This window comes from Pseudoalteromonas luteoviolacea (genome assembly GCF_000814765.1).
Taxonomy (GTDB): domain Bacteria; phylum Pseudomonadota; class Gammaproteobacteria; order Enterobacterales; family Alteromonadaceae; genus Pseudoalteromonas; species Pseudoalteromonas luteoviolacea_H.
The window spans coordinates 952,973-972,500 of the sequence record NZ_JWIC01000004.1 but is presented as its reverse complement, the minus strand read 5'-3'; the positions used below and the strand labels follow the sequence as shown (position 1 = coordinate 972,500).

Genomic DNA, 19,528 nt, shown 5'->3' with positions numbered 1-19,528 from the left:
GAGACTAGTTACTGAAGAAGTGCCATGAATATTCATATGCATTTAGCTCTATTGAGCTATCGCTGCATCATAAAAGTAACGCTTTCGTTTTAACTTTAAGTCACCGTTTGTTACGATTTCCATTGCCCCTTCATTATCCAAGGTGACATTGAAATCTGTTATACCTCTTTTTACATCTAACTGCATTTCAAGTTCCGCAGCAGACCAAGACTTACCAAACCCTACCTGTAAGCTTTCTAAATCCTCAACTTCTTCAGACAACCTATACGCTGATCCAGGGAATATTTGAGTTAAAGTCAAAGCAACTATCTGCTTATCTTGGCATAAGAAAGCAAACATTGGCGTATTTGTTTTATTGATAAATGTTACGGTAACTTTTGCAGCCATAGCGTTTCCCTCAAACTGAATAATCTATGTGCAACTATAGGGTGATTAAGATTAAATGCAATTACGGGGCATTACAGCTAGATTGTAAGCCTTGACTATTACCAATTACGCCGATTATTAATCATCGATAAGTAAAGCCTAAATTAGGCTACAAAAAGGACCAATATTCATATTATTTTTGGTGAAATACATCTATTCAGTCTACACCTGCATTAGAGGTGTCCTCGCCTTTATTAGGTAACTTATTAATCATAACAAGTTCAAATAACACTTATCATCAGTAAATATACAACTATAATACGATAAAGCCGACCCACTATTCCTTCCTTCGATACTACTTTCCTTATTAATTTAAGCGTTCTAAAACTGACTTACTTATGACTTTCAACAATTAAAACAGATATAATAAATACTCTAAACCAATACTAACTAGTACTAATACTTCTCTTTCATTGTCTTTTTCCGAATTCAATACACATATTAAGATGAAATTGTATTATCCTACTGCTTCTAATATGAGCTAAGTCTCAAAGCCAATAAGCTGCTTTGATTGCAATGTTGTTAATAAAGAGGGAAGTCATGTCAACGACGGTACTAAATCAATCATCAAAAGATACGACGGTTATCCTATCATTGATAAGTGCGATGCTTATTTGGGGCTCGAGCTGGATCTCTGGCAAAATCATTGCGGATATGGCTCCTGCAACACTGACAGTATTTTATCGCATTGCACTGGCAACGCTCAGCATGCTGCCGATTTTACTATTGGTCTATAAAAGTAAACTGCAAAAACTATTTTTTTCTAGACAGGCTTTACTTTGGTCCATACCCGCTGGCATATTAATGGCCGCATACAATCAGTTATTTTTCCTAGGGCTATATGATGGTTTGCCCGGCAAAGGAGGTATGCTAGTAACCACAACCAACCCTATTTTTACCATTATTCTTAGTACGTTCATTTTTCGCTCTACGCTTTCTAATAAGCAACTTATCGGCTGTATATTAGGGCTTATTGGCGGGTTGTTTATGATAGAAATCTGGCTTTTCGACGCGGCGCAAATATTTGCCTCTGGAAATGCCTACTTTTTACTCGCCTCTTTAACTTGGGCATTTTTAACCCTCATTAGTAAGCAAGGTACTAAATTCGGGGATTTCCTTACATTTAGCGCTGCGATGTATTTTTGGGCAATGGTATTGAGCTATCTGTTTGCGTATGACCTATCGCCGTTGAGTAGTATTACAAATTACTCCGCTATTTATTGGTATCACATGCTATACCTATCCGTGATTGTCGTCAGTATCGCAACCAGTATCTTCTTTTTAGCGAATCAACGATTAGGGCCAAGTCGATCAAGCTCTTTTATCTTCATTGTACCAGTAACGGCAATGGGTATGTCCATTTGGTATTTTGACGAGCAGCTAAGTTTGACTATGTTCATTGGAGGTGTTTTGGCTTTATGTGCAGTTTATTTACTAAATAAACCAGCCAAAGGTTAGTCACTCTCTGCTTAGATTGATATTTTTCGGGTGATGATATCTTTAAACATCACCCAATCAGCCAGGAAGCTATATAATGGATACCTGAAGGTAGCTGGTTTATTTCCCTCATATTTAAAATGTCCATACCAAGCAAATCCATAACCTAAAAAAGGTAAGGCCATTAACAACATCCAGTACTGGGTTACAATCACCACCACCAATAAAATAATAACTAGGGATGAACCAATAAAGTGCATTCTTCGGCATCGTTTATTTGAATGCTCTTTTAAATAAAAAGCATAAAATGCTTGGAAAGTCTTAAATTCTTTCGGCATATTGACTCCCTAAAAGGTGCAAAGCCCGAGCATGGGCTTTACACCTCGAACTAAATTAACCGCGTTAGGTCTCTTTTAATAAACTTCGTTTTAAGAAAATAGGATAAAAACTAGGAATGACAAAAAGTGTTAGCAATGTTGAACTGACTAAACCACCGAACACAACCGTTGCGATTGGCTTTTGTAACTCCGCCCCCACGCCTTGTGAAAACAACATGGGCAAAAGACCCAGAGCAGATGTTAGGGCAGTCATCAATACGGGACGCAGTCTAGCACTTGCCCCAAGTAAAATTGCTGTTTTTTCGTCAAACTGAGTTATGTTTTTATTGATACTTTCAACCATGACGACCCCATTCAAAATGGCAACGCCAAACAAAGTAATAAAACCTACCGAGCTTGCAACTGAAAGATAAAACCCAGAAACATATAGCGCAACAATGCCACCGACAATCGCAAATGGGATATTTACCAATATCAAAACTGTTTGGCGAACAGACCTAAATGCTAAAAAAAGCATGATGGCTATCAGTAGCAATGATACTGGTACTATCATTAACAATCTTTGCTGAGCCCGTTGCTGATTTTCAAACTGCCCACCTACTTCAACAGAATAACCCACTGGCAAAGTAACCTTGTGGGCAACCTGTTGTCGAATGTCGTCGACCACACTGCCCATGTCTCTGCCCTGTACATTCGCCTGAATAACGATTCGCCTTTGTACATCATCACGTCTAATTTGAGATGTCCCCGTTGTTATTTCAACCTGCGCTACATCGCCAAGCCTTACCCATTCACCACTTGGCGCAACAAGCATTAAACCTGCAATTGACTGTGCGTTCTTACGAAACGAGTCATCAATACGAGTATATATATCATATCTTTCATTGCCACTGACAATCTGACCACTGTGTTGTCCTCCAACTCCGTCATTGACCAATGACATTACATCAGCAACAGATAGGCCAAATCGAGCAAGCGCTTGTCGGTCTGGTGTCACTAAAAGCTGAGCTTCACCATTAATTTTCTCAAGCGCAACATCAGTCGTTCCCTCAATGGTCTGAATCACTCGTTCTATTTCTGCACCCTTTTGCGCCAAGATATGTAGATCCGGACCCAATAACTTTATTGCCAGCTGAGCTTTCACACCAGAGAGCAACTCATCAACGCGTGTCGCAATCGGTTGAGAAAAGTTAAGTTGTACACCGGGAATGACTGACAATCTGTCTTTCATTAGTGCTTGTAATGTATTTCGATTGTTCGCACTGTGCCACTGCTCAGTGGGCTTTAAGCCAATATAAATTTCTATATTGTTAACTGGCTCAGGGTCTCCGCCAACCTCTGCCCGTCCAATCCGGCTTAGCGCATATGTAACCTCAGGAAATTCCATTAAAATACGCTCAAATTTAGGCGCGATACCTAATGCGGTTTCTAAGCTGGCCGAAGACGCCAAGGTCACACGTAAATTTATCGTCCCTTCCTCGAGTTCTGGTACAAACTCCGTTCCTAGCTTAGTTGCAATATAACTGCTCAACAAAACCAAGCTCATCAGGCCGAACACTAATATTCTCGGTTTAGCCATTACACTCCTCAAACATAAGCGATACGTGCTTTCAAAGTGCGCGACCATATGGTTTTTTCTCGCTGAGAAGCCCCATCGATAGGCAATGGATGCGAGCGCCGGAACAAACATCAGCGCAACGACAATAGCAAACACTATCGCCAACATGATACTCGTCGCCATAGGTTCAAACAGCTTTGCTTCAACCCCTTCAAAACTGAACAAGGGTAAAAACACAATCAAAATGATAAGAGATGCAAAAAATATTGAACGTGCTACTTCCTTAGCTGCGCTAATGACAACCTTAGAAACAGCTTTTTGTTGTGATCGTGGTAAACTATCGCGCTCATTGAGCCTGCGAACAATGTTATCAACCATCACAACTGAGCCATCCACGAGCATACCTATTGCAATTGCAAGCCCACCCAATGACATCAAGTTTGCAGACCCCCCTAGCCAAACCATAGCTATCAGCGCTAAGCCTATAGACAATGGTATCGAGAAAAGTACTAACAATGTTGCCCTGATATTCAACAAAAATAGTGTCAACACAATAGAAATAAAAATGAATGCAAGCCCCAGTGCTTTTGCCACTGTGTTTACGGCCTTATCAACGAGGTTTCCTTGATCGTAAAAGGGCACGATTTTTACCCCAACTGGCAAGGCGCGATCTAAACGACTTAGCCGCGCGTTAATTGCCTCTATGGTCTCTTTACTATTCGCACCAATACGTTTAAGTACAATTCCAGATACGACTTCTCCCATCACTTCCACATGGCCCTCTTCATTACGCCGTGTCATAGTCACCGCACCTTGACGTATCTGCGCACCAATACGGACCTGCGCGATATCCCCAATACTGATCACTGTGCCATTGATAACTTTCACAGGCACTTGCGAAATTTGCGCAATGCCCTCGCTACCATGTGTAAACCACCCAGTTCCTCTGACAACGAGCTGTTCTTGGCCTCTTTGCATATACCAGCCACCCGCATTGATATTATTTTCTTCCAATGCCATTTGAATATCTGACTGTCGAAGCTCATAGGCTAATAATTTCTGAGGGTTTATATTCACTTGGTACTGCTGTACTTCGCCGCCAAAAGACAATATATCAGTGACACCATCTATTGGCATGAGCATCATTTTGACTACCCAATCATTTAAGCTTCTTAGTGCCATAATGTCATAACCTGAATTAGGCTCAGACACCAATAAATACTGAAAAATTTGGCCAAGCCCCGAGGTATTCGGGCCAATTTCAGGCGTTCCCATTCCGTTGGGAATAGCCTCTTTGGCTTGCTGTAAGCGTTCAAACACCAACTGCCTAGCAAAATAAATGTCTACCCCCTCTTTAAACGCAACCGTTATCCCTGATAAGCCGGTTTTCGAGATAGAGCGCACTTCTTCAACATCAGGTAATGCATACATCACGGCTTCAATTGGAAATGTGATCAATTGTTCAACCTCTTCGGCTGCAAGCCCTGGTGCTTCAGTGTTGATAACAACTTGCGTATTAGTCACATCTGGAAAAGCATCTAAAGATAGCTTTTTTATTGTCGCTCCCCCTATCACTATTAGCGCCCAAATACACACCACGATTAAAAATCGATTTTTTACCGACCACACTATCATTCGATTTAACATATGCACTTCCTTAATGATTGTGTGGATCAAAGCTATTTTTCGCTAGCTCTGAGGCAATGAAGAATGCCCCTTTTACGGCCACTTTGCTGTTATTTGGCAAACCATAAACGACCTGCTGGTCTCCAACTTGGGCACCCAACCTAACTGGTATAGCAGTGAATGAAGTATTATTTTGCTCTACAAATACGACCCAATTTTGTGTTTGATCTCTTACTATCGCAGATTCTGGAACTAGCATCGCATGGTCTTTTGACCTAGTAATAAGATTCACGCCAACAAACATACCCGAGTGCAATACATCCTGTTTATTATCGACAGATAAACGAATGACTTTCATACGCGTTTTTTTATCAATTGTATGCGTTTGTTGGATAACCTCAGCAGCATATTTTTCCTTACCAAACACAACCAGCGCTCGGTCAATAGTGCGTGGCTCAATGTCTGCATGAACCGGTAACTTAGCCTCTACCCAAAGCGTGCTTTCATCTGCTAGCCTCATCAGCGCATATCCAGCTTCAACGCGCTGCCCTTGCGAAAAGTCATCTTCAAGCACGACACCCGCTTGGTGGGCGATCAGTGTATATTCACCCAAAGTGTTACTGGCTAAGCCATGTAACTTTTGAATGGCTGACTCGCTCAGTCCCAATGCGATAAGCTGTCCGTATGCCGCATGAAAACGCGTCTTTTCCGCCAGCTTTTCACTTTCACTGACCGTATCACCTGACAATTGAGCGATTCGTTGCCATTCACTGCGTGCTAGCCTATATTCAGCCTGCGCACTGGCTACTTCTTGACTGAACAAGGTCACCAACTTTTGCCCTTTCGATACCTTTTCTCCTAAAGTGACGTAACGACTTACAACCACTGAATCTGTTCTGGGAGACACAATATAACTGGTATACCCATTTGCTTTAACTTCCGCAGGTGCATAATGGTTCTGCTGGTAACGCGTTTTTTTGATTTCTGTAACCTCAATCCCCACCATTCGACGCTGAGCCTCATTGAGTACAGCATATTCAGTCTCATGCTGATGATTCTCTTTCTTATTTGGATATTCACCTGTCTGTTTAAACTGGTTACTGATTTGATGCGCGTGTTCACGGTCTGCAGATAATGCAAAAGTTGAAAAGCCGAACAAGTAGATAAACGTTACGGCAGCTAAAACACGCTCTTTATTTATGAAATTCATTCACTAAACCTCTATTTATCCCCAACACATCAATTCAACTTTGCGTTGGGCGATAATAATCACGCACCAGCTCTATGAACGCTTGCTAAGCAAGCATACACACTGATGCTGATGACATAACGCAAAAACTGATTGCGTCAAAACGATGCTCGTCCTTATGTATACGTGCCTCGGTCTTTTGCAAGATATACTCTAGGAAGCGCTTGATTAATTGCTCATTAAATAACGCTCGAATTCAGCTCTATTTAATAAGAAAAAGAGAAGTTAAGAATAGATTGGAGGTTTATATTTCGATTCGGCTCGTCTTCGGATACGCGTATCAGGTGTATTGATCACGACATATGAAGGCATCAATGTGACCACTTCTTGCCAGTATCGACTTAACCAAGAGGTATGACCACCAGAACAATGACCACAGTGGTGGCAATCCTGAATCGCGTGACCATGCTCATCGAGTTCTATGGTATTGGTCACTTGCAGATCGAATTGATGAGAATGTGTAGACTGAAGGTGTTTTATATCTACCAAGTGTACATCGGATAGAGATGTCACAAAAGACACTGGCTGCAATGCAATCACTGCCACCAACATCAAATAAGCCCATATCCGAGAGTTCAAATCTAACACCTTAGCATGATAAATGAGCCGTCAATATAATCATTGGCCGAATTAAAGTCAATCAAGTCAAGACTAAAAAATAACTATAAACCATTGTTATGTAATAACATTATTATTTTCAATTGTAATTAACCGAACAATACTGTGGTTGTTCAAAGTGCGTTGTATCACACTCGCCCTTGGTAAGACTTCGCTTTTAAACGTTAAAGACTTTGTAATGATCCCACATGTAACTCCAACTTATTGCCCATAAGGATCAAGAATATAAGGTGACTCAACTTTTAACGCTTAAAGGGCTATGTACTTACCACACAAATATGAGCATAAACACACATCACCCAATGATATATAAGCACTACTTTGGCAACGAACGTGGGTTCCAGCCCCCAGCTAGCAATAGAGTTCAATCAACAAAAGCAGATCTGATACTGGCAAAGTAATATGATTTACCCGTTATCATACAGACAAACTCAGTGATTTTTTCATCACAAGCACATGATAGCCTGTCGAGTGTGTCTCAAACATTGGTTCAAAGCCCAATTGACGATATAAGCCGCCGTCCAATTGCTCTGTTTGTAAGTAGAGCGTTTTTATCTGCGCTAATTTCGCTTGCGATACCACATAAGACACCAGCCTTTTACCAATCTGCATGCCTCTCATTTGTGCGTCCACATACACTCCACCAATCCAATGTTCATATTGTGGGTAGTCATCCATTTCACGAATTTTTAGCTCCGCAGCTGCAACCAACTTGCTGCCCATCATCGCGATAACAACTTGTGGTAACGCGTGTCGACTTAATGAATTTCGCAGTTTTTCGGTGATCTGCGCTAATGTGTAGCGACCACTTTGTTCGCACCACTGCAAGTAATACCAGCGAGCGACTGTCGGTAGGTATTCAGGTTTATCAGCTAAATAATAAAACACTAATTCCTTGTTCAAGGTTCACTCCTTCTATTTTTTCTCCAACCACTTATACATAATATAACTATCAACAAACCCCAACTGAGGGTGACGGTAAGCGTTCGGAATAGTACCAATGATCTCATACCCCAACTTTTTCCAAAGCGACACCGCAATTTCATTGCTCGAAACAACGGAGTTAAACTGCATCGCCTTAAATCCAAGTGCCAAAGCTTGTAACTGAGAATGCTCACATAACTTTCTTGCCAATCCTTTACCGCGCGCTTGCGGTGAAACCATATAGCCACAATTACAAATATGGTCGCTGGGTCCCATAGCGTTGGCCTTGATGTAATACGTCCCCAAGACTTGTTCATTTTCAACATAGACAAACGCGTTTAATGGCTGCGCACACCAAATTTGATAAGCTTCTTCTTGCGACATATTAGGGTTATATGCGTAGGTTTCTTGCTGCAATATAACTTGTTTAAACACAGGCCAAAACGCCACAAAGTCTTGCTCTGTCATCTCTCTTATCATGGTTCTCTCTCTTGGCAGTCTATGTGCCCTTTTATTGGATAGACAACTTACTTTACAAAAAATGAACCGAAGATCAATACGCGTATTGGTGATTAAGTGGATGAATGGGTGAGAAAAATGAGCCTGCATCATCAGCAGGCTGTGAAGCGAGTTTTACTGTGTCTTGTGCTGCTGTAACCACCTATCTAAACAGTTTGCAAACTGCTGCTTTTCACTTTGGCTTAATGGAGGTGGCCCACCAGTTTGCACGCCACTACTTCTCATCGTATCCATAAAGTCACGTATATTTAAACGCGAACGGATGTTTTCAGTGGTATACATTTCACCTCGGGTGCTCAGTGCAAGTCCACCCTTTTCAATAACTTCAGCAGCAAGAGGGATATCACTGGTGATCACCAAATCGCCTGCGCTCATACGCTTTACAATTTCGTTGTCTGCAACATCAAAACCCGCACTCACCTGCAACTTGCAAATATACGGCGACGGTGGTGTTTTCAAATATTGATTTGCCACCAAAGTGACTGTCACCTGAGTACGTACTGCTGCTCGAAACAAAATCTCTCGAATTACGACAGGGCACGCGTCTGCATCTACCCATATGGCCATGATTTGCTCCTACAATCACTGACTATTTCAACTGAGCAAAATCATACGTGCTTTTGGCTCAGCTGAAAACAGCTCACCATACTATAAGGTAAATTTAGACAGGAGTACCTCTTGTTCATGTGACTGCTCAGCCAACTCTTGACTTGCTTCGTATTGCTGACTGGCGAAGTTATCAACTTCAACACTAATATCATTAATATTTGCGGTGTTTTTGTTGATCTCTTCAATGACAACACTTTGCTCTTCAATCGCCGTCGCAATTTGAATATTGCGATCCATGATATCTTTTACCGACTCCGAAATTTCATTTAGCATTTGCGTCGCATGCTCTGTTTGCTCAACACATAACAAGGTTTTATCTCGACTTGCCCCCATGGCATTTTGCACCTGATTTGACGATACCTGTATTTGTTCAATCATGCTTTTAATTTCTGTTGTCGACTCTTGGGTTTTGGTGGCAAGCGAGCGCACTTCGTCAGCCACAACTGCAAACCCTCTCCCCTGCTCACCAGCTCTTGCAGCTTCAATCGCGGCGTTAAGCGCCAGTAAGTTTGTTTGCTCAGCAATACCATTTATAACCGATAGAATATTTTCAATACTGTGGCTGTATTCAGCAAGTTGCGTACTCATCGCATGAGACTCATTTATCTCCTCAGATAACGCTGAAATCTCTTTTTTCGTTTCTAAAAACACTTGCTGTCCATCTCGGGTTTTGTCATTCACGGTTGTAATAGAGCTGGCTGCATTTTGCGCACTACCCGCTATCTCGCCGGAAGTCGTACTCATTTCATGCATGGCAGTTGCCAAACTTTCCACTAATCCAACCTGCTCTTGCAAACGCGAGCTTGATTGCGTTGCCAGCTCTCGGGCTGCTTGACTGCTCGACACCACCATGTCTGTGCCCTGTTTTACTTGTGAAACGAGCTGATGGAGTGACCCTAAAAATATATTAAACTGCTGCGCCACCTTGCCGCACTCATCATCATTTTTAATGGTTAAACGCTGAGTCAAATCACCACTACCCGATGCGATGTTGGTAATGGCAGCTTCTAACTCTTTGAGTGGTTTTAAAAGATGTATAGCGAGTGTTCTGATTGTTAATGACCCTAACACAACGGCAATGATTGCCAACACAATCGTATTCAATGTCATCTTATTGAGCACTTGATAGACCTTGTCTTTATCAAGCATTACCGCTAGGTACCATGCGTTACCATATTGGTCATCCAGCGGGTAGTAATACATGATTTTGTCTTCACCACCGACCTGCGCTTCAATCACTGTTTTTGACTGAGCCAGTGATAGGTTAGGCGAAATGTCACGTAACGTTTTGCCATTTAAATCCTTTTGCTGATGCGAAATGATTTCGCCTTGCTTATCCACTAAGAATGCAAATCCAGTTTCATCAAAATCAACCGCATTGATACTATTTGCAATGGTCGTCAGGCTCAGGTCTCCACCGATCACCCCTTTGAACTGGCCTTGATAGTTTATCGGAGAAACAACTGACAATAGTAACTCACCGGTAGCCGCATCTACATAGGGACTGGTAAATACCGTTTTACCTTTTTGTTTTGCCAGTGAATACCAAGGGCGCTGGCGAAAATCCACGCCAGGTGGGTTCTGACGATTTGGATTGTTCGACCTAAGCCCTGTTTCTGTATCCACAGTACCAAACGCCAGCAAAAATGAGGTACTAAAATAAGGTGTGTTTAACGCTTGCTGAAAATTTTCGACACTAAAATCAACATCTAGCTGTGTCTTCACTAAATGTACTTGTGAGGCTTTTTTCGATAGCCAGTTATTAATGCTGATCGCCAGCAGCTGAGTTGTGTCTCCCACATAAGCAGCCGTTTTTTGCTTCATTGAATCATTGATAAACCAGTAAGTAGAGCCGCTGAATACAATAATGATGATAAACACCACCAGCGCAGAAGCGACTGAAAACTTGGTTCTAATCTTCATAGTTACTCGCCAGAAAAAAAATCAGTCAACATCGCAAAGTGTTGTCTATAATTCGCTTTATCGCAACTAATTGGTTTAAAGACTATGAAAACAGCGAGCCGTTCTTTATTTGCTCTTTTACTATCAACGTCATTTGCATATCCGGTGATTGCAAATGATAACCGTCCCGTCACCATGGATGATATTAAGGCACTTGAAGCCCAGCTCGCGGAACTCAAACGACGATTTACAGCGCAGCACCCAGAACCTGAAAAGCCAGCAGACACTAGACAACCCACTGCCAAGGCAGCAACAAAGCCTGCGATTAAAGTGGCCGAAAAACCTGTAACGCACAAAGTCGATGTCTATGCGACTATGCGCCCAACCTATGGACGCATCGAAGACAAAGGGGAAGATACATACGATGTGCGTGACGCATTATCCCACGCGGGGATCAAAGCCACCCACAGATTTAATGATGACTGGGCCGCAGAACTGCATGGTGAGTGGAGTATAGACATTCAAAATACGGGAGAATTTGGCCGCTCTCGCCGCGCCTACACTGCCCTAGTAACACCGGTTGGGCGCTTTGGTATTGGTAAACAGCGACCAGCACAATACTTGTTTATTGCCGAATACGTCGATATTTTTAACCATGCTAACAGCCCATACGCCTATGATAACGAAAGCCTATTTTTCGTTGACAACTTGCTGAGCTACCGCCTTGACAGTGGTCCTATTACTTTTGTAGCTGTTGCACAGTACGATGGAGCAAATAACGAAAACTATGCAGACTTGTTCAATGCTGGTGTCAGCTATGACAAAGATGGATTGCATGCCGCAATCACCTACCAAATGAATGATGTCTACGACCAGCAAGTCAGACAAGGGGAAAACGCCATCTGGGCAGGCTCTTTAGCCTATGATTTTACAGACCGTTTTTACGCTGCCCTCGCCTACCAAGATAAAACGTATGAAAGAAACAACATCGCAGACAGAGATGGATCTACGCTTGATCTCTCCTTTGCTTATAAATTGACAAAGTTTTATAAGCTAAAAGCGGGCTTTTTTGATTTTGACGACGGCTACAGCGATAACGACCCAGCGAATCAGAGCTACGATGGTTACAACGTCACATTAGAATGGATGCCGACGCCACCGCTGCGTGTACACCTTGAATACCTCACCAAGTCGTATACGAACGACCAAGATTTTGACTCCTTGTCAGTTGGTTTCAGATATGACTTTAAAACGTCGATAAATTACTAACATCCAAAGAGTCTCTGTTACTCACGATACAGAGGCTCTTTTATCGATTAAGTCGTTAAGAAACCCTGTAAGCTATTGATATTTATCTTTTGCCCCCCATCATAATCAAATCATCAATACCAACATAAATCATCAGCATGATCCAATACAACGCACCCACAACACAAGAAGACGCATTGCAAATTCAAACATCTTTAGCCAATACCGTCGTTATGACTGATCAATTCAATGAAATTGATACAATCGCAGGCGTAGATGTTGCCTATGATGAAGACAATAACCAAGTGGTAGGCGCTGTGGTACTTTTAGATGCAAAAACACTGCAAGTTATCGAGTCATGTAGTGTGGTAGAGACCATCAGCTTTCCATATATTCCAGGGTTATTTTCTTTTCGTGAGATCCCCCCGTTAATCAATGCCATTAAAAAGCTATCGATGATGCCAGATTTAATTGTCTGTGATGGACAAGGCATCGCACACCCTAAGCGTTTTGGTATGGCAAGCCACCTAGGTGTGCTTTTAGATATACCCACTATAGGGTGTGGTAAAACCAAGCTGATCGGTGAATATGATATGCCAAACCCATGTAAGGGAAGCACATCTGATTTAATGCATGATGAGACGCTTATCGGCAAGGTGCTGCGCACGCAAAAAGATATCAAGCCGGTTTTTGTTTCGGTGGGACACAAAATAAGTATTGAAACGGCTGTACAATGGATTGAAAAGCTCACTCCCAAATTTCGCTTACCTGAAACGACACGCCAAGCGGATCAACTGGTCAATCGCAGCTTAAAAGCACTGAAAGCTTAAATATCCATAAATTAATACGCTAGGACTTTTGATTTTTTCGCCATGCCGCAGGCGTTTGGCCAATATATTTTTTAAATTGGCGAATAAAGTGGGTGGTATCACTCCACCCGAGTGTTTCTGCTAATTGACTCACAGGCTGTGAAGTATGCAGCAGTTGAGTACATGCTTGCGATAAGCGCTTTTGTGTGATCCATTGACCAACCGTATGCCCGGTTTCTTGTTTAAACAATTGGGCAAGATAAGGAGGCGTCACATGAACCGCCTCACTTACTTCATTGAGTCCAATCGCGTGTAGATAATTGGACTGTATGAACGCGAGCGCCTTTTCAACTTTCTCATTATATTGCGGCGAATTCGCGCCACACGAGACAGCCAGACTAAGTTCACTTAACAACAACACAACAAAGCTGCGTTGCACTTCAAGGCTCAATTTTTGTTGTTGAGCGGCGATCAGTTCATAAAAGAGTGTTGTAATGAAGGCATGTCTGTCCAAGTTTGCAGCTTTCACTGGCAGCACGCCTTTCTTAACCAATTCAAAAGGAATCAATAAATCACTGTCGGCTAAACCCAAGCAATCAGGACAAAAACTCAGCCATAAGACCTGTAAGCTTTCACCTGTTAACAGTGTATGCGGGACTCCCGGCGGCACAATATTAAACGACCCGGGCTTAACATGATAAGGCAAGCGATGAGCAATGGTCATTTCACCAGATACGATAAAAGTCAGCACGCATTCCGCATGTGAATCATGCTTTTGCTCTGTTAGCGTCTCAAAAAACGCCTCGCCAACGGCCAGTGCATGCATACTGTTACTCCATTTTCTGAAAAGCTTAAAAAAAGCCGATTTTTACTAAACTCTATCAATTATCGTCCAATAAATTTAGCTCTAGAATAGCTCACATATTAAAAAATGCATATTTCGAGGTATATTATGGTTGATTCTCCAATAACGATAAACGTTTCCATTGCTTTGATGGGGCTGACATTACATATTCTGATCTGGGAAAAGCTGCCTGATTGGGGCACGTGGTTTAACACGCTCGTCGATGGACTCCCTAAACCACTTGCTTACCTTTATGAAGCCTGGCATTGCCCTTACTGTTTTGGTTTTTGGGTCGCCTTAGCGCTGCATGCACTCACTCAGCAAGCAACCTTACCTGCGCTGCAAAATATGCCTGACTTTTTAGGGGTAACAGCACTGCCTATAGCCTGGTTTTTAGATGCACTAGTGAGCGCCCTCTTCATTTACGTAGGCAGCCTACTATTGAAAGCTCTCGCAGGTCCTGCACTCACAGGTCACCAAAAAATGATGGTGTTTAAGCAATCTCAACAATAAGTGCATTCAAGTCAGAAAGTAACTAACCTTTACCAATAAACCCTGCTTGCGGCACTGATAATGCCGCTTTTGGAGAGCTAAACAGATGCCCTCTTTATTCACTACGCAAAGACTCTGCGTATATCATTGCCAGTCTTTGTTGACAAAGCCAAACCATGCTCAGCAAATTACGCACTTGCTCACTCCTGCTGTCACTGCATTTTTACCAGAACAGTGGCATTCACCGCCGCTTGATGCGCACGCAGTACAATGGCTCAACGACAAGCTCGAAGAAGCTGATGTATTCATCGCGATGAGTAAAGAAACCGCACTCAAAGACCGTCCTCAGCCAATTGGATTAACCTTAGTCCACCGCTCTGGTGACACAGCACACATAGGATATTTAATCGCCGAACAGGCTTGGGGACAGGGCTTTGGCAGCGAGCTTTTGTCCGGGCTAATGACTTATTTAGCACACTCCACCAGCATTAAAACCGTATTTGCTGGCGTAGACCCACATAATAAAAGCTCTGTTCGTGCCCTTGAGAAGTGTCAATTTCATCTCGATACGACAGCGAAAGACGGACAAAATGCCTTTTATGTCTATCACTTTTAGTCCCACAGAAAGCTTGTGACATTGGCGACCATTTGATACTTTCCCTGCGTCAGTTTGTACGCTTAGGAATACTCTTGCACTCACTTAATCGCCCACTCACGCTCACACCAGATACCAATGTCATCATAGAGCGACTCTATCAAGACTATTTAGCCCTTGATGAGGACTACCAAACGCTGGTGCAAGTGCTTGCAGTGGTTTTTAAGTCGGCGTCTACCATAAAAATAAAACAAATACTAAAGCGTTTAACAGAGCAAAAAGTCATCGCACAAGGTAGGCCAGTTTCTGCACTTAGCTCAGAACTGACAACCCTATTAGAAGCAAAGCAGCTAGCTATTATTGAGCACCTCAATGTTCGAATAAATCCACTTATCGCTAACCTTGTGACTCAGCATGCACAAAAGCTTGGGCGATTGTTACCGATATTAAAATGTGCAGAAGCGTTTATCCCAGTGCTGAATGCCTATGAATGGGAGCGAGACCCAGAAGATGAAAATCGTCTCACGCGCGATTTTTTGTTACTTGGCCAGCTACCTAAAGCAAAAGCGAGATTGGCTTTTCACAAAAACCCGCAAATAGTAAACACACAAAATAACAGTGCATTGGTGCAGTTTGTTTTTTTCCCATTCCAACTGGATACGTTTGCTGAGTTACCAGAAGAGATGCAATACCAAGCATTTGCAACATTACTTGCGAACCAAAAACAGTTTGGTATCAATAACCATGTTGCGCTTGAGCTGCTTATTCAAGCGCAAAAGCACTGCCCAAATAATAGAAACCTGCGGTTTTTACTCAGTGAAACCTTGCTAGTCGATAACCAACTCGACCAAGCACAGCAACTCATAAAGCCCAACGATATAACCAGTTATGCGCAGCAGCTTAAAGCCTGCTTTTTACTGCTTAACAACCAAAGCGAGCTTGCATGTCAGCAATTTAACAGTGCGCTTCAGGCACAGCAAAAATATTCCAAGAAAAAAGCGCCTTATTTAGACGGTGTTTTTGGCTGGCTCCACCTCATCGCACTTTTAGCGTCAGCGTCAAGTAATAATGATCACACTCACCAAGCTATGTCCCTTGCCAGTAACCAGCTATCCGATAAAAAAGGGAATAAAGCGAATTACTATATTGGCCAATTATTTGAGTGCTTGAGTGAGTCTTTATTGACTGCGGCCCCCTTCATTAGCCAGTTTGTTGAGCATGAACGGGACTTGCAAAACCGTCCTTTGGATTATTACGCTTGTCAGCTCTTTTCACTGTTGGCGATGCACTGGTGTAAGCAATCGCTCAATGAACAACACCTCGAAAGACTGAAAGCATGCCGCGCTTTTTTTAGTAACGCGACACTGGGCTTATTTACCGACATTACCGATCAGCTATACACCTCTGTGACGAATGAATATAGAGAGAGTGGGCTGAGTCTTAACTTCGCAACGCTGATTAAACAGCAGTCTGAATGGGATCTTGCCCTAGATAGATTGCTCGCGCTTGCGCCAAAAGAAGCCTTATCAGATGACGCTGACTCAACTGCCACTGAACGATTGATTTGGCTACTTGATATCACCAATGGTAAAGCTTCGTTTCAAGCAAAAGTGCAAAAACGCCAACCTAATGGTTGGAGCAAAGGCAAAGCCATGCCGCTTGAGACGCTATATCAAAATCAACAAGATTTGAGCTATTTAACGGCATCAGATTTGGCCGTTATCGATGCCATGTCCATCGACAAACATTGGCAAGACACCACCTATCACCTCAATAGCGTTGAAGCGCTTCGTGCGGCAGCACTCGCACCCAATGTATTTACTACCAATGATTTGAACGAACCTCTGGACATCATCGAGTCTCCAGCACAACTCGCCATCACAGCATGTGGAGAACAACTGTTGCTTAGCTTGACTGATTTACCCGAAGATTTTGCAAAGTACTCAACGGTCTATGCCATAAAGCACATTACATCGCATCAATATGCATTCACTTACTTTGATAAGCAACACCTGAAAATTGCACACATCATTGGTGAAAATGGCTTACTTATTCCAAAGCAAGCCAAGCCAAAATTGATTGCCAGCATCGCAGCCATTGCGCCGCTGCTGAATATCGCCTCTCAAGTGAGCGACATCGAGATCGGGTTAGAAACGGTTGACCCGCAAGCTCATCTCATCATTAATGTTAGCCCTTATCAACAAGGACTAGAGTTTCACTGCCTAAGTATGCCGTTTGGTGATTTGGGACCCGCATTCCACCCAGGTGTTGGCAATGCGAGTATCAGTGCTGAAATTGAAGGCAAACGCATCGCCACGAAACGTAACTTGGCCCACGAACAAGAACTGCTCGACAGCTTAGACGCGCATTGCCCTGCCTTTTTAGCCATGGCCGATAACCGCTTGTGCATTGCTGATTTACAAGATGCACTTTGTGCCCTTGAACAGTTAGAGTTGGGCTTGCAAAGCTCGCCGCCCCTACAGGTTAAAATTCGCTGGCCCAAAGGGAAAAAGGTCAATTTATCGAAGCCTTTAGAATCACAACATTTGCAGCTGGCCATCTCTAAGAAAAACCAGTGGTTTGACTTAAATGGTGAGCTAAAAATTAATGACCAACAAGTCATCGAACTTAAAGAGTTGCTAAAACTGGTTGAACAAAGCCATGGCAGATTTATCGAGCTCAGTGGACAGCAGGTCGTCGCACTGTCTCAAGCCTTACATGAAAAGTTAGTACAGCTCAATCAAAGTACAGAGCAAGGTCGCTTTCACCCGCTTGCCAGCCCAATCGTCTCTGAGGCTGTTACGGGTATGCGCATGAAAACCCTGCCTGCTTGGGAAGAGCAATCACAAAAAATGCATCAGGCCAATACGCTTAAAATAACCCCACCAGCTGACTTAAACGCAACCCTGCGTGATTATCAGCATACGGGATTTGATTGGGCCATGCGTCTGGCGCATTGGGGAGCAGGAGCGTGTCTTGCCGATGACATGGGCCTTGGTAAAACACTGCAATCTCTGGCTGTACTACTTGAAAAGGCAAAAGAAGGACCGAGCTTAATCATCGCGCCGACTTCGGTATGCTTTAATTGGCAGCAAGAAGCAACGAAGTTTGCTCCGACACTCAGTTTAAAATTATTGTCACACTATGGTGCCGGTGACGCCCGAGCTGCATTGTTTGCGCAACTCCAAGCGCAGGATGTCGTGATCATCAGTTACGGCTTATTGGTGCGCGACATTGAACTGCTCAAAAGTATTAAGTGGTCTTGTATCGTGGCAGATGAAGCACAAGCCATCAAAAACCCGCTGTCACAGCGCGCCAAAGCAGCCTGTGCACTCAAAGGGCAGTTTAAAATGATCACCACAGGCACGCCTATTGAGAATAACTTGGTAGAATTATGGTCATTATTTCGTTTTGTTAACCCTGGGCTATTGGGTAATCTCAAGCGTTTCTCTGAACGATTCATACACCCCATAGAGAGCAAAGAAGACAAACCAATTGCGGCGCGCTATGCACAGCAAAACTTGAAAACCTTGTTGCAACCGTTCATTTTAAGACGCATGAAACATCAAGTACTGACGGAGCTGCCACCACGTATCGAAATCAATGTCCCGATCCAGCTTAGCGATGAAGAGCACACCCTTTACGAGGCACTGCGTCAAAACGCCATTGCCAATATCGCACAGGCCAATGAACAACAAGATGCAGGATCTCAACAATTGGCGATGCTTGCTGAGCTGACCAAACTACGCCAAGTCTGCTGCAACCCCAATTTGGTGGCCCCTGAATTGGGTTTAAGCAGTGCCAAATTAAACAAATTAGATGAGCTATTACAAGAGTTAAGAGAAAATGGTCACAAGGCTCTGATATTCAGTCAGTTTGTCGGCCATTTACAGCTGTTAGAGCAACATTTAAAAACACGAGGTGTGAGTTATCAATACTTAGATGGTTCAACGCCTGCGGCGCAGCGCCAAACACGTGTTAATGCATTTCAGCGCGGTGAAGGTGAGGTATTTTTAATTAGTCTCAAAGCCGGCGGCTCGGGGCTTAATCTCACGGCTGCGGATTATGTGATCCACATGGATCCTTGGTGGAATCCAGCGGTTGAAGCACAGGCATCAGATAGAGCACACCGTATTGGACAATCTCGACCTGTAACCATTTATCGCTTGATCGCACAGCAAACTATAGAAGAAAAGATCATTGCCATGCATGAGCAAAAGCGCGACTTAGCTCAGCAGCTATTGAGCGGCCAAGATACAACTTACACACTCTCAGTAAAAGAAGTGCTAGAGCTACTGAAAGATACCCTCTAAGACCCTTTCAGTCTGCGCTTT

The 19,528-nt window shown here is 43.1% G+C and carries 16 protein-coding genes; 6 read left to right on the top strand and 10 right to left on the bottom strand.

Annotated features, from left to right (window positions below; genetic code table 11):
• Positions 1-48: 48 nt before the first annotated feature.
• Positions 49-387 (bottom strand): hypothetical protein, encoded by a 339-nt coding sequence (locus tag JF50_RS07605; protein ID WP_039608797.1) that lies wholly within the window; start codon positions 385-387, stop codon positions 49-51.
• A 579-nt stretch (positions 388-966) separates the two neighbouring features.
• On the opposite strand from JF50_RS07605, the gene JF50_RS07600 reads away from it, so the two are divergent.
• Positions 967-1,884 carry a DMT family transporter gene (locus tag JF50_RS07600; protein ID WP_039608796.1) on the top strand — a complete coding sequence of 306 codons (918 nt, stop codon included), beginning with the start codon at positions 967-969 and terminating at the stop codon, positions 1,882-1,884.
• 11 nt (positions 1,885-1,895) lie between these two features.
• Here JF50_RS07600 and JF50_RS07595 read toward each other — a convergent pair whose 3' ends face one another.
• The 8 genes from JF50_RS07595 to JF50_RS07560 form a co-directional block, all read right to left on the bottom strand.
• On the bottom strand, positions 1,896-2,201 hold the full coding sequence (locus JF50_RS07595) for a DUF962 domain-containing protein (RefSeq protein ID WP_039608795.1): 306 nt from the start codon (positions 2,199-2,201) through the stop codon (positions 1,896-1,898).
• Positions 2,202-2,265: 64 nt separating this feature from the next.
• On the bottom strand, positions 2,266-5,406 hold the full coding sequence (locus JF50_RS07590; protein ID WP_039608794.1) for an efflux RND transporter permease subunit: 3,141 nt from the start codon (positions 5,404-5,406) through the stop codon (positions 2,266-2,268).
• Between the two features lie 10 nt (positions 5,407-5,416).
• Entirely contained in the window at positions 5,417-6,595 is a 1,179-nt protein-coding gene (locus JF50_RS07585; RefSeq protein ID WP_152614475.1) for an efflux RND transporter periplasmic adaptor subunit, read from the bottom strand.
• A gap of 264 nt (positions 6,596-6,859) precedes the next feature.
• Positions 6,860-7,213: a DUF2946 domain-containing protein gene (locus JF50_RS25980; RefSeq protein WP_152614474.1), complete on the bottom strand. Its 354-nt coding sequence runs from the start codon at positions 7,211-7,213 to the stop codon at positions 6,860-6,862.
• Positions 7,214-7,669: 456 nt separating this feature from the next.
• Positions 7,670-8,155, bottom strand: a complete 486-nt coding sequence (locus JF50_RS07575; protein ID WP_200890381.1) for a GNAT family N-acetyltransferase — start codon at positions 8,153-8,155, stop codon at positions 7,670-7,672.
• Positions 8,156-8,167: 12 nt separating this feature from the next.
• Complete coding sequence (locus JF50_RS07570; RefSeq protein ID WP_039608793.1) at positions 8,168-8,656, bottom strand: GNAT family N-acetyltransferase; 489 nt, start codon at positions 8,654-8,656, stop codon at positions 8,168-8,170.
• Positions 8,657-8,809: 153 nt separating this feature from the next.
• Positions 8,810-9,262: a YaiI/YqxD family protein gene (locus JF50_RS07565; protein ID WP_039608792.1), complete on the bottom strand. Its 453-nt coding sequence runs from the start codon at positions 9,260-9,262 to the stop codon at positions 8,810-8,812.
• An 81-nt stretch (positions 9,263-9,343) separates the two neighbouring features.
• Complete coding sequence (locus tag JF50_RS07560) at positions 9,344-11,227, bottom strand: methyl-accepting chemotaxis protein (RefSeq protein WP_039608791.1); 1,884 nt, start codon at positions 11,225-11,227, stop codon at positions 9,344-9,346.
• An 84-nt stretch (positions 11,228-11,311) separates the two neighbouring features.
• Here JF50_RS07560 and JF50_RS07555 point away from each other — a divergent pair, with 84 nt between their 5' ends.
• Positions 11,312-12,475: a porin gene (locus tag JF50_RS07555; protein WP_039608790.1), complete on the top strand. Its 1,164-nt coding sequence runs from the start codon at positions 11,312-11,314 to the stop codon at positions 12,473-12,475.
• 137 nt (positions 12,476-12,612) lie between these two features.
• Positions 12,613-13,284: a deoxyribonuclease V gene (gene nfi, locus JF50_RS07550; RefSeq protein ID WP_039608789.1), complete on the top strand. Its 672-nt coding sequence runs from the start codon at positions 12,613-12,615 to the stop codon at positions 13,282-13,284.
• 19 nt (positions 13,285-13,303) lie between these two features.
• Here the strand turns inward: nfi and JF50_RS07545 are convergent, their stop codons facing one another.
• On the bottom strand, positions 13,304-14,089 hold the full coding sequence (locus tag JF50_RS07545) for a helix-turn-helix transcriptional regulator (protein ID WP_039608788.1): 786 nt from the start codon (positions 14,087-14,089) through the stop codon (positions 13,304-13,306).
• 126 nt (positions 14,090-14,215) lie between these two features.
• Here JF50_RS07545 and JF50_RS07540 point away from each other — a divergent pair, with 126 nt between their 5' ends.
• From JF50_RS07540 to JF50_RS07530, 3 genes are all read left to right on the top strand, one after another.
• Entirely contained in the window at positions 14,216-14,620 is a 405-nt protein-coding gene (locus tag JF50_RS07540; RefSeq protein ID WP_235423403.1) for a hypothetical protein, read from the top strand.
• Positions 14,621-14,705: 85 nt separating this feature from the next.
• The gene (locus JF50_RS25975; protein ID WP_052262165.1) at positions 14,706-15,215 is read left to right on the top strand and encodes a GNAT family N-acetyltransferase; all 510 of its coding nucleotides are present in this window, start codon (positions 14,706-14,708) and stop codon (positions 15,213-15,215) included.
• Between the two features lie 74 nt (positions 15,216-15,289).
• A complete protein-coding gene (locus JF50_RS07530) occupies positions 15,290-19,507 on the top strand; it encodes a DEAD/DEAH box helicase (RefSeq protein WP_039608787.1) in 4,218 nt (1,405 codons plus the stop codon).
• Positions 19,508-19,528: the final 21 nt, after the last annotated feature.

Coding starts and splice junctions, on each gene's coding strand:
- JF50_RS07605 (WP_039608797.1), bottom strand. CDS start 387: ATGGCTGCAAAAGTTACCGTAACATTTATCAATAAAACAAATACGCCA.
- JF50_RS07600 (WP_039608796.1), top strand. CDS start 967: ATGTCAACGACGGTACTAAATCAATCATCAAAAGATACGACGGTTATC.
- JF50_RS07595 (WP_039608795.1), bottom strand. CDS start 2,201: ATGCCGAAAGAATTTAAGACTTTCCAAGCATTTTATGCTTTTTATTTA.
- JF50_RS07590 (WP_039608794.1), bottom strand. CDS start 5,406: ATGTTAAATCGAATGATAGTGTGGTCGGTAAAAAATCGATTTTTAATC.
- JF50_RS07585 (WP_152614475.1), bottom strand. CDS start 6,595: ATGAATTTCATAAATAAAGAGCGTGTTTTAGCTGCCGTAACGTTTATC.
- JF50_RS07570 (WP_039608793.1), bottom strand. CDS start 8,656: ATGATAAGAGAGATGACAGAGCAAGACTTTGTGGCGTTTTGGCCTGTG.
- JF50_RS07565 (WP_039608792.1), bottom strand. CDS start 9,262: ATGGCCATATGGGTAGATGCAGACGCGTGCCCTGTCGTAATTCGAGAG.
- JF50_RS07560 (WP_039608791.1), bottom strand. CDS start 11,227: ATGAAGATTAGAACCAAGTTTTCAGTCGCTTCTGCGCTGGTGGTGTTT.
- JF50_RS07555 (WP_039608790.1), top strand. CDS start 11,312: ATGAAAACAGCGAGCCGTTCTTTATTTGCTCTTTTACTATCAACGTCA.
- nfi (WP_039608789.1), top strand. CDS start 12,613: ATGATCCAATACAACGCACCCACAACACAAGAAGACGCATTGCAAATT.
- JF50_RS07545 (WP_039608788.1), bottom strand. CDS start 14,089: ATGCATGCACTGGCCGTTGGCGAGGCGTTTTTTGAGACGCTAACAGAG.
- JF50_RS07540 (WP_235423403.1), top strand. CDS start 14,216: ATGGTTGATTCTCCAATAACGATAAACGTTTCCATTGCTTTGATGGGG.
- JF50_RS25975 (WP_052262165.1), top strand. CDS start 14,706: ATGCCCTCTTTATTCACTACGCAAAGACTCTGCGTATATCATTGCCAG.